The organism is Microcoleus sp. LAD1_D5, assembly GCF_036702115.1.
Lineage (GTDB): Bacteria > Cyanobacteriota > Cyanobacteriia > Cyanobacteriales > Microcoleaceae > Microcoleus.
Window position 1 is genome coordinate 1 of sequence record NZ_JAUBSA010000039.1, and the last position, 11,509, is coordinate 11,509.

Here is an 11,509-nt window from a genome sequence, read left to right on the forward strand (position 1 = left end):
TGTTCTGAGTGCAATTTATCTCACTTAGCCCCAGTCTCCCATAAAATAGGTACTTTATTTCCGCCATGCTGTACTAGTTTATTCTTAATCACCTGTTAAAAGAAGAAGATTTAACGATCGCAGCCTTCGATATTTCAAGGGTTTGAGGGTCTTATTCACCACCTTGACAGGGCTGGTTAATAGAGTAAAAATTTTTAAAGCCTCAAGCCTGAATTCCCAATCCCTAGACTATTAGAGAGATTTTAAGACCTACCTTGACAGGGCTGGAGGTTAAGCACTATTTCTAGAACTAAAAACTGACAGCGGGATAGTTGTCTTTGAAAGTGAGTCTGATAAAATTTAGGTAACATATATTTTGATAGGCCGAGTGTAACTTTAGTTTGACCTATCTTTTTTTAACACAAGTCGATCAAATATGAGCGCTGTCTGGGTTTCCGGCGGCGTTGTCACCCCGCCAGATATTTAACGCAATTTATAGGGTTAATTCTTATACCCAAATATTTTACTGTGGTTGTTCGAGGTGAACCTTCACTTTTGACTGCTACCCGTGCTATTTTACTTTATGTATTAATTATTGAAATTGGTATAGTTAATGCTTTTTTATTACAACAGCTAACAAACTCGATCGCCCGTCGAGTTAGATTAGCGAGGGGTCTCTTTACCTCGGGCATAAAATAACCTAAATTAGTAGTTAATAATCACGTGTTATCAAAAAATAGAATTCTGAACTTGTTTCTAGGCCTTTTAATTGCCCTCAGCCTAGAGTTGTTCAGCGGAACGACAATTTTTGCTCAAAACATCGAAACAATTAAAATTTCCGGTACTGCTGCGGGTGTCAGCACTCGCTACATCGGTGCAGTCGAGGGCAATATCAATTTCGACATCAAAGATTTGCAAGATTTGGGAATTAATACCTACCGCATTTACGGCGGGATGTCCCGGTGGGAACCCGAAGACGACGACGGTAAATACGGTTGGCCATCTATTGACGAAATTAAGACAAATCCAAATATAATTAATTGGGTCCATTGGGATCAGATTATGACTCATCCGCCCCAGGGTAGCGATTATTGGTGGTCGGGACAACCCGGTACGGTTTGGCAAGGCAATGCCAAAACTATTTTTAATAGTCTCAAACAAGCAAATATTCGCCCGGTGGTGAGTATTCGGAATGTTGATAATAGCTGGAATCCGAGTTGGGCGCTGCAACTGAATCCGCCGCGCACAGGAGAAGATTGGAACGAGTGGTGGGAACACATTTTTGCTACGGTTTATTGGCTGAATGTTCGCAATGATTACCGCGTTGATGATTGGGAAATTCACAACGAACCGGACAATCGCGATCAGGGTTGGGGCGGGACTAGGGCTGACTATTTTGAATTGGTTAAGGTGGCAAAAGATGCGATCGACTTTGTTTATAAAACTTATTTGCCCGATCGCACTTACTGCATCCACGGCCCGAAAACCATAGGTGGCAGCAATTGGCCTGCTAGTGCTTTGCAGGAAATACCGAATTATTTCGATACAGTCAATGTCCACAACTACGATGCAGATATTTCTAACTACACCCGCAAAGTGCGCGGCTGGATGAACGGTACTGTCCGCGCTAACTCGCAGCTTTGGGTAGGAGAATGGGGAAGTTACGAGATTAGCTACGGCGATTTATCTTTAGCTTTAAATTTGATTAAGAATTTGATTCGAGGTTCCCAACCGGGGGATAATTATATTGACGGCAGTCACATATTCTGTTTGTACGACTGGGGAAAGCTGGGACTGGCGGAAGGTTTGCTAGGGGATGGGGGAAAACGGCGCGCGGGCTACTATGCTTTGCGGATGGGAATTAGGGCTTTGCAGGGCGGGAAACCTACCTTTTTTCCTATCACTAACAGTTCGGATTTAATGGCAGTTGCAACTCTTGATGCTAGCAAGAATGTTTACTTGCTGGTTGTCAATGACCGAGCAACATCTTACACTGTTAATGCTGATATTTCGGCTCTGATAAAAACTGGTAATGGCACGGTGCGGGAGTTTAGTTCTAAAAAAATGGATGAGGTTGTTGGTAACTTAAGGCCCAAGGGCGGAAATGCTAGTTTTGCACTGGCGGGGAACAGCGCTATTCTCATCAAGTTCGATCGCGAGAATTGAAGCTCAAATCCTCTGGGCCATAATTGGGATAAGATAGAATTAGTTATGCTCAGAATTATTTATTTTCTGCCTGTTTGGCCCTGGAACCCTGGAACCCTGGAACCCTCGAACCCCTAATTGCACAGTTGCCATACCTAAGTCGTCCTATTGTGATTCCCCTCCTGTCGCTGGTAAATTGGTAGCCTATAGGTATCTTGCCTCAAACAGAATGCGAGCGAGAGTTCCGTTGAGGGGCAGAAAGTATGGTGCAGTCTAGACAATGGCAAAAATTCTTGCTCGTAAACCCGCAGCAGTTAGGCGAGGCGAGGAATTACTCGCCCGCCTTCATCTGGGCCATCTGGCAGATAGCATTGGTTCTGAAAGTCAGAAGCTGTCAATTATCAGGATATGGCACGGAATTAATTTTAAATGCCAAGATGCTGGAAGTAGGCGTGAGTTTAATCGTACAGAAACTTTGAGCGCGCTTGGAAATCTCGCGGACAAAGCCTCTCAATCAATCTGCTGCTTGCGATCGGGTTTTTCCAACAAATATCACTTTTATGCCCCCTGATGTTTATTCCCTCCCTCAGTCAGGTCATCAACCGCAATCCCCTCACTGTCACCCCTGAGACGCCCGTAGAAAAGGCGATCGAGCTGATGAGCAGCACAGGAGCCAGTTACGTCCTCGTGGTAGAACCGCGCGGGAATTCTCAACTGGGAAATCCCACGAACGGGACTTCCCCACAATCGCGGGAACAGTCGGGTTTCTACAACGGCGTACCGCGTGCGGTACACGCAGGAGGCAACGGGCTGCGTCTCAACGGCTCAAAAGCTCCCTATGCGGGCGGCCAGACAGTGCTGGGGATTTTTACAGCGCGAGATATCGTACAGCTAAATTCGATCGGCGCTGCTTTGAGGGGATTTGCGATCGAGCAAATCATGATCAGAAGCGTAACTGTAGCCCGAGAATCGGAAATTCCCGACTTTTTTGCCTTAGCAAATCTGCTGGAGAAAAATCAGATCAGCCATTTGCCCGTCGTCAGCGACACTGAAGAACTTGTCGGTTTAATTAGCTCTCAAAGCTTGGTGCAAATGTTGCAGGGAATTGGGGAATCGACACCAAAAGCAATTAGCAGCGCTTCGCCACCTGCGGCTTTCGCGTTCCCTCCGCCGCTGCCAATTGTGAATCAGAAATTAGAGCTACCTGCAAGTTTAATTAAACTTTATCAAATCCCTCAAATCGCAGCCTCACGAATAATTCACGCTCCTTCTAATTCTTCGGTTCGCTATTTGGCGCAACTGATGTTTAGACATAATGTTAGTTATGTATTAATCACTGAAACCCCCGATCAACACTCGACTGGTGCGGCTCACAACTCCAAATTTACAAATCCCAACCTTCACAAACTGGTTGGGGTGGTAAGTTCGCGGGATATTGTGCAGTTGCAAGCACTGGGAAGAGACTCTAACAAAATTAAAGCGGGATTAATTTGCAGCAGTTCGCCACCGCTGGTGCGATCGCACTCTACCCTCGAAGCAGCCGTCGCGCTGCTGCAAAAACACTACTGCCAGTTGCCTTTATTAGTCATCAACGAAACAAATCACCCGATCGGGATTATCAATCCTAAAACTATCCTTTTACAAGCGCTGGATTCAAAATCTCTGCATTCTGGCTTGATCGCTTTGCAGCGCCAGCTAGAATCTAGCAACGCTCAATACAAAAAACTCTCAGCAGAAATACAGCTTCCGGCAGCCAATCGCCACCTCGGTGCTGAAATTTCTCAAAACAGTTTTGTAGAGCGCCAAAATGTCCCCGCCGCAGTCAACAATCCGGGGATTTGGGATTGGAACCTCGAAACAGATGAGTTTTTTTATTCGGCCCGGTGGCAAGAAATGCTGGGCTACCAAGAAGGGGAAATCTCGAATCGCCGATCGGAATGGTGGAGTCGCATCCACCGAGATGATATTGACTTGGTAAAGGCAGCTTTAGAAGAACACTTTGCCCAAAAAACACCGGATTTTGCAGCAGAATATCGGATGTACTGTAAAGACGGCAGCACTGTCTGGGTGCTGAACCGGGGTCAAGTTTTACGCAGCGCTACTGGCAAACCGCTGCGGGTAGTAGGAACTCATACCGATATTACTCCAAACAAGCAGTTTGAAGTCAAAAACCGCGATCGCGATCGGGAGCAGTTCCAACTATTTGACTCTTTGAAAGCAACAGTAATTTTCCAGATAGATGTGGCGAGAGTTTGGACATTTCTTAACCACGCTTGGACGGAAATTACCAATTTTTCGGTTTCCGAAAGTTTGCAAACTAATTTTTTAGATTGGGTGCATCCAGATGAACGCGAGCAATGTGCAAATTTATTGGAGTCTTTGCTGTCCGGAAAATCGGAATTTGAACGGCGAGAACTGCGATTTAAGTCCAAGTCGGTTTCGGGGAAAAACTCCTTGGGAATTCACAGTGATTCCGGCTTTGTTTCCGTTGAAATATTTGCCCAAGTACGGCAGAATTCCCAAGGCGAAATAGCGGGAATTTTCGGGACTTTGCACGATGTGTGCAACCGCCTCGAAGGAGTTGAGGAACTGCGGGAAAGTGAGCGGGCAATTCGATCGCTCTACGAGGTAATGGTGACCTCGGAAGGCTCTTTTGACGATCGAACGATGCGGTTGCTGGCAATGGGTTGCAGTCAGTTTGGGATGGATATCGGGCTGTTGGGCAGGGTTTTGGGCGATCGCTACGAAGTGATTTCGGCTTATGTACCGGAAGATTTTCCCTTTGGATTTGCTAAAGGAGACGGTTTTGCTTTGAGCAGAACCTTTGAGCGAGAGGTTTTGCGATCGAGTGAACCTATTTCTGTCGAATCAGCCGGCACTACTCAGTGGCGCAACCACCCCGCTTACAGCGTCCGCAAGTTGGAGGCTTTTGTGGGGATGAGGGTAATAGTGCAAGGGCGAATTTTTGGCACTTTGAGCTTTACTTCCCGCACGACTAAATCTCCTTTTAAACCGCTGAATTTTGAAATTTTAAAGTTGATGGGCAATTACATCGGCGCAGAAATTGCCCGCGAAGAGCGAGAGCGAACTCTGCAACGTCAGTACCAGCGCGTTTTACTACTCAAACAAATTACCCAAAAAGTGCGATCGACCTTAGATACTCAAGAAATTTTTCAAACTACCGCCACCCAAATCGGCCGCGTATTTGGTGTCAATCGCTGTACAATTCACACCTATCTTTCCGAACCTTATCCCCACCTTCCTTGCGTCGCGGAATACTTAGAACCAGGTCACGAATCAGCTTTAGATTTAGAACTTTCTGTCACTTATAACCCCTACACAGAAAAACTCCTCGCTGAAGATATCGCCCTGGCATCTCCCGATGTGTTTGCCGATCCTTTGCTTGAATCTTCGGGGCCGATGTGCCGCCGCATCGGATTAAAATCTATGTTGGCTGTTCGCACTTCCTATCAAGGAGAACCGAATGGAATTATTACTTTGCACCAGTGCGATGCAACTCGCCAGTGGAATCCCGACGAAATTGAACTATTAGAAGATGTTGCCGCTCAAGTTGGCATTACCTTAGCTCAAGCACAACTTTTAGAAACGGAAGTTCAGCGACAGCGACAGTTAGCCGAGCAAAATGAAGCTTTGGATCAAGCCCGACAAGCGGCGGAAGTTGCTAATAGAGCTAAGAGCGAATTTTTAGCGACTATGAGTCACGAAATCCGCACTCCGATGAATGCGGTAATCGGGATGACGGGCTTGCTGCTGGATATGGAACTAACTCCTGAACAGCGGGATTTTGTGGAGACAATTCGTACCAGCGGCGATGCTTTGCTGACTATTATTAACGATATTCTCGACTTTTCCAAGATTGAATCTGGAAAATTGGATTTGGAACGCAGCCCCTTCGAGCTGCAAAACTGTATTGAAGAATCTCTGGAATTACTGGCTCCTAGAGCCTCAGAAAAAGGTTTAGAGCTGGCTTACTTTATTGATGATTCTGTTCCGAAAAACATCTTAGGAGATGTCACGAGGCTGCGCCAAATTTTGGTAAATCTGCTGGGAAATGCAGTTAAGTTTACAGAATCTGGAGAAATTGTGGTGTGCTGTACGGCTAGGCAAATTGAACAGGTAGCTGCCAATAGTTCGCCAGATAAAATTAATATTCTAGCGCCACAACCGCTAGCAATTAACCAAGGAGAGTTGGCACGTAGCAGACAATACGAGATTCAATTTGCTGTCCAAGATACGGGAATTGGCATTCCGCCAGACCGGATGGATCGCCTGTTTAAAGCTTTTTCGCAGGTGGATGCTTCGACAACGCGACATTACGGCGGGACGGGTTTGGGACTGGCTATCAGCCAGCGTTTGAGCGATATGATGGGCGGTACAATGTGGGTTGTCAGCCAGGTTACTCCGGGAAGTTCTAAGTCTCAACCGGGAGTTTCTGCGATCGGACAAAGTATCGCTGGAAGGTCGCCGGCAGACTTCACTTCGCCGTCGATATCGGGTTCGGGTTCGATTTTTTATTTCACGGTGACTGCTGAAGCCAATGACATCCAGGTTGAGGAAAAAAGGCCGGAATTTGCCGCTGGTAAGCGCTTGTTAATTGTTGAGCATCATGCCATTAACCGGCAAGTTTTGATCCGGCAGGCAGAGTCTTGGGGAATGATACCCGTGGCTGTAACTTCGGGTGCTGAGGCTTTGGAAATCATCAAAGGAAACTCGCCGCTCGATTTAGCTATTTTGGCGATGAATCTACCAGATATGGACGGTGTGGCTTTGGCTGTGGAGATTCGGAAATTTGAGCTGAGCAATTTGTCCGGCGGCGACGGTCTAAATCCGAATGTCATCGTTAAAAACTCTCGCAAAATAGCGCTACCTTTGGTGCTGTTTACTTATTTAAGTAAGGCGGAAGTTTGGAAAAAACTTGAAACTACAGAAGTACATTTTTCGGCTTTTTTAACTAAGCCTTTAAAACAGTCCCAGTTTTATAATGTGTTGCTGCAAGTTTTTGGATATGTTACTGGTCGAAGCGGCAGGGGAGAAGTTTCAAATGTGGTGACTTTGACTTCGGGATTGAAGTATTTTGAAAATTCTCAAGAACAGCACCGCGTGCAGCGGACGCCTGCTGTTTTGAGGCAGGTTGCGGCGAATTCTGCCGGACAGGATGCAGCTAATTCTAGTCAGATTCGGATTTTGCTGGCTGAGGACAATGTGGTGAATCAAAAAGTCGCTACACATTTACTCGACAGGATAGGATATCGGGCTGATATTGCAGCTAATGGGTTGGAGGTTTTGGAGGCGCTGAAGCGGCAATCTTACGATGTTGTGCTGATGGATGTGCAGATGCCGAACATGGATGGGTTGGAAGCGACGCGCCGCATTTGTCAGGAATGGCCTGCTAACAAGAAGCCGAGAATTATTGCGATGACTGCTAATGCGATGCAGGGCGATCGCGAAAAGTGTCTGGAAGCAGGTATGGACGATTATATTACTAAGCCGGTACGCCGGGAAGAGTTGGCGATCGCCTTGAGCAAGTGTTCACCTCTGATTCGGGATGAATTGGATGCGGTTACTGAGCAAAAAAATCAAGATATTTCTGATCAAGTTGACAGTGATACGGCGGCATCTTCGAGCGTTCAAGCGGGAGCAGATTCGCCGATTGATTTTCATATTTTGCAAAATCTCCGCGAGCTAGATGATGATGAAGACCCAGATTTTTTGGGGGAGCTGATTAAAATATATTTGGTAGACGCACCGCAACATTTAGAAACTATTAAGGAGGCTATTTTTCTGGGCGATGCTGATAGTTTGAAGCTGGCTTCTCACACGCTGAAGTCGAGCAGCGCCAATTTAGGAGCGGTGTCTTTTTCTGCTGTTTGCAAGGAGTTGGAGTATATGGGTCGCGTGGCGGTTGAGTCTGGAGGGGAACAGGTTTTTGATGTGAGTACGGCGCGCGATCGCCTGTTGGAAGCCCAAGCGGAGTGGGAAAAGGTGCGGGTGGCTTTTGAGACGGAATTGGAAACGGGGAAGTTGCGATCGCAAATGGGGTAATTTGTTATATCAATTCCGGTTGCACTCCTCCGGAATTGTTGACTGTTGACTGTTGACTGTTGACTGTTTGAACAATACCGATGCAACCGGAAACGATATTATTTGTTATTTGTTGGTTTTTGGTTGTTAGTTGTCAGTTTCAATAACCAATGCCCAATGCCCAATGCCCAATGCCCATATTTAACTTTCACCTAAATATGCTTTGCGAACAGTTTCATTTGACTGCAAATCGCTAGCACTACCAGCGACTACAACCTGACCAGTTTGGATAACATAGCCGCGATGGGCTACACTTAAAGCCATGCGGGCGTTTTGTTCCACCAGTAAAATAGTTGTTCCTTCAGCATTAATATCGCGGACGATCGCAAAAATTTGACTGACTAACATCGGTGCCAATCCCATACTCGGCTCGTCCAATAATAACAAGCGGGGGCGCGACATCAAAGCGCGGGCGATCGCCAACATTTGCTGTTCGCCGCCGCTGAGAGTTCCCCCTTTTTGACTAATTCTTTCTCGCAAACGAGGAAATAAATTTAATGCTTTTTCCATATCGGACTTGATACCGAGAGTATCGTTGCGGAGATAAGCACCCATTTCTAGGTTTTCTTGCACCGTCATTCGCGGAAAAATCAGCCGCCCTTCGGGACTTTGAGAAATCCCCAAACGGACGATCGCCTCTGTAGATAGTGCTTCTAAAGGCTTTCCCTCAAATAATACAGTGCCTTGGCGCGGGCGAAGCAGTCCTTGAATCGTGCGGAGAGTGGTCGTTTTCCCCGCCCCGTTGCTGCCGATTAATGTCACAACTTCTCCCTGCGAGACTGTTAGCGATACTCCTTTGAGAGCGTGGATATTTCCGTAGTAAGTGTGAATGTCTTTAATTTCCAACATAATTACTCTTTCTGCTTTGTGCTTTATTATATTATCCAGACTAATTATAAATTTTTATTGCATTTATTTAAAATTAACTTTTTTTAGAGTAATCAGTAATTTTACTTAGGTCAACACCAGCCCTAGCTCCCATACAATGTATTTTTAGTAGCTGTGGCGACCAACTTTACAGAATTTTTACTTAAACACCAGATTTCTTGACAGTAGCTTTACAAAAATCTCTAAGTAAGTAGGTAGTATTAATACGTAAGCGCCACCAAGCGCTACAAATTACCAATAACCGCACTTAAAAATTTTCAAATTTAAGGAGATTCACCATGAAATTCAATCACAGTACCGGAGCGATCGCATTTTTATTAGCAACTCCTTTAGTAACCAGCTTGAGTGTAGGTATAGCACCCAGCAATGCTGCCACAATAGCCGGTTCTGCGGCAGCGGTAACCATTGACAACTTCAGTCACACACCGAGTGACACAGGTACAGTTACTAACACTTACGCTCAGACAATAGCTAACACCGGTTCAGTTATTAGCGAAGCGAACGCTGATGCAGTTTTTATATCTAACTGTCACGAATTGCTGGCAGCCAATCTCTCGCAAAGTGGAGTCATAGGCAGCGGGCATAACTATTCCGGTTTAGCCCAAAGCCAAGCAGCAGTTATCGGCGACTTCTTCATTGATGCCGAAGAAACTTTTTCCTTCACTTTTCAGACATTTTTAGCTCTTTTAACATCAGTTGACAACCCCCAATCCGAACGCGCCAGGGCGAAGGGCAGTATATCTTTCTTGGTGATTAACACTGTTACTAACATTTTGTTAGACTCTTTTCACTTGGCCATCGGTTTAGACTCTTCTAGTGGCTTTTCTGCAAATGCCTTCGTTAGCAACAGCTTTAAACCCACACAAATTAACTTTAATTTTCTGGCTCAAGAAAATGCAGCAGCTAGCCTCCTGTATACTTCTGGGGTATATTCGCGCACATTCAACAGCGCCACTAACTTAAGGTTAGTAGAAGTTAAGAACAATATGGCAAAGACAGAAGCAGAAGCAGAAGCAGTTCCAGAACCGAGCACAGTATTAGGTACTGCAATATTTTTAGGATTGTTTGTCAGGCAGAGAAAACACAAGAAAACAAAGTCGGAAGTCAAATCAAAAGTTTAGGAAAAACCCCGAATGTTAATCCGTAGGGTGTGCAAGGCGCACCTCATATCGTTTCCGTTGAATTGCTCGTTATAAAATGCTGTCGCCGTGGGCGGGTTGATAAATATTATCTGTTTGAATGACAGACTGTTGGTGAAACCCGCCCCTAATTTTATTGGGTTAATTGGCTGAACATTATATCGCTTCTTCCGAGGATAACACTGCCCACCTCACTTATATGTCGGCACACAATACCCATTATCCATGTCCATCTTCTTCTTTTCCCAAATATGCCTCAATCACGCGAGGATCGGCGCGAACTTCTGCCGGAGTACCCTCCGCAATTTTAGTACCGTACTCCATAACACTAACGCGATCGCTAATTCCCATCACCACCTTCATATCATGTTCAATCAGCAAAATACTCAAATCCAACTCATCGCGAATCCGGTAAATAAAGCGAGTTAAATCAGCCGTTTCGTTCGGGTTCATCCCCGCAGTTGGTTCGTCCAAAAGCAGCACTTTGGGATCGGAAGCCAAGGCCCTCGCAATTTCCAATCTCCGCTGGTCGCCGTAGGAAAGGTTTTTTGCCAACTCCGGCGCTTTAGAAGCACCTAAACCGACAAAATCCAGCATACTCAAGGCTTTTTTCTTAGCTTTCCGTTCTTCTAAAATCACAGCCGGAGGGCGGAGAACTGCACCCAACAAACCTGTTTTTAATCGGCAGTGTCTACCTACTAACACATTATCCAGCACAGTCATGTTGTTAAACAAGCGGATATTTTGAAAAGTTCTAGCAATGCCGAAAGTTGTCAGGCGATCGGGCGGTAAACCGGTAATATTTTTATTTTCAAGTACCAACTGCCCCCCACTCGGTTTATAGATGCCCGTAAGCATATTAAAAAATGTGGTTTTTCCGGCACCGTTGGGCCCTATCAAACTAGCGATCGCTCCTTTTTCCAAAGTTAAACTAACCTGGTTGACCGCAGTCAAACCGCCGAATCGCATGGTAAGTTGCTGTGCTTCTAATAATGACATTTTGGTTGTGTTTCCTAATATTAGTTAAGCTGTTATAGCTCGGATTCTATATAATACCAAATCCGCTCTGTTAAAGTGCGTCAGCTTGGCTGTGGTGGGATGCTCGTTACCACACGGAAAGATTTGGGGATCGGAATGCGTTACAGAAAGTCTTGGGCTAAGCTTCATGACTGCGTTTCGGTTTAAGGTTTCCCTTTGAGTGTAAGGACAAAAAGGGTAGAAAATTAAATTACACTGCTAGTTTTTCATGGGGATCG

At 45.6% G+C, this 11,509-nt stretch carries 6 protein-coding genes; 4 read left to right on the forward strand and 2 right to left on the reverse strand.

Annotated features, from left to right (window positions below):
- Window positions 1–729 precede the first annotated feature (729 nt).
- From QUA70_RS17075 to QUA70_RS17085, 3 genes are all read left to right on the forward strand, one after another.
- Window positions 730–2,145 (forward strand): hypothetical protein, encoded by a 1,416-nt coding sequence (locus QUA70_RS17075; protein WP_333334586.1) that lies wholly within the window; start codon window positions 730–732, stop codon window positions 2,143–2,145.
- 242 nt (window positions 2,146–2,387) lie between these two features.
- On the forward strand, window positions 2,388–2,603 hold the full coding sequence (locus QUA70_RS17080; protein ID WP_333334588.1) for a hypothetical protein: 216 nt from the start codon (window positions 2,388–2,390) through the stop codon (window positions 2,601–2,603).
- Window positions 2,604–2,694: 91 nt separating this feature from the next.
- Window positions 2,695–8,187 carry a response regulator gene (locus QUA70_RS17085; RefSeq protein ID WP_333348846.1) on the forward strand — a complete coding sequence of 1,831 codons (5,493 nt, stop codon included), beginning with the start codon at window positions 2,695–2,697 and terminating at the stop codon, window positions 8,185–8,187.
- Window positions 8,188–8,367: 180 nt separating this feature from the next.
- On the opposite strand, the gene QUA70_RS17090 is transcribed toward QUA70_RS17085, so the two are convergent.
- On the reverse strand, window positions 8,368–9,075 hold the full coding sequence (locus QUA70_RS17090; protein WP_041623339.1) for an ABC transporter ATP-binding protein: 708 nt from the start codon (window positions 9,073–9,075) through the stop codon (window positions 8,368–8,370).
- A 317-nt stretch (window positions 9,076–9,392) separates the two neighbouring features.
- Here QUA70_RS17090 and QUA70_RS17095 point away from each other — a divergent pair, with 317 nt between their 5' ends.
- Window positions 9,393–10,235: a PEP-CTERM sorting domain-containing protein gene (locus QUA70_RS17095; RefSeq protein ID WP_333334592.1), complete on the forward strand. Its 843-nt coding sequence runs from the start codon at window positions 9,393–9,395 to the stop codon at window positions 10,233–10,235.
- A gap of 237 nt (window positions 10,236–10,472) precedes the next feature.
- On the opposite strand, the gene QUA70_RS17100 is transcribed toward QUA70_RS17095, so the two are convergent.
- Window positions 10,473–11,252, reverse strand: coding sequence for an ABC transporter ATP-binding protein (locus QUA70_RS17100; RefSeq protein ID WP_333334594.1), 780 nt, complete (start codon window positions 11,250–11,252; stop codon window positions 10,473–10,475).
- Window positions 11,253–11,509 lie beyond the last annotated feature (257 nt).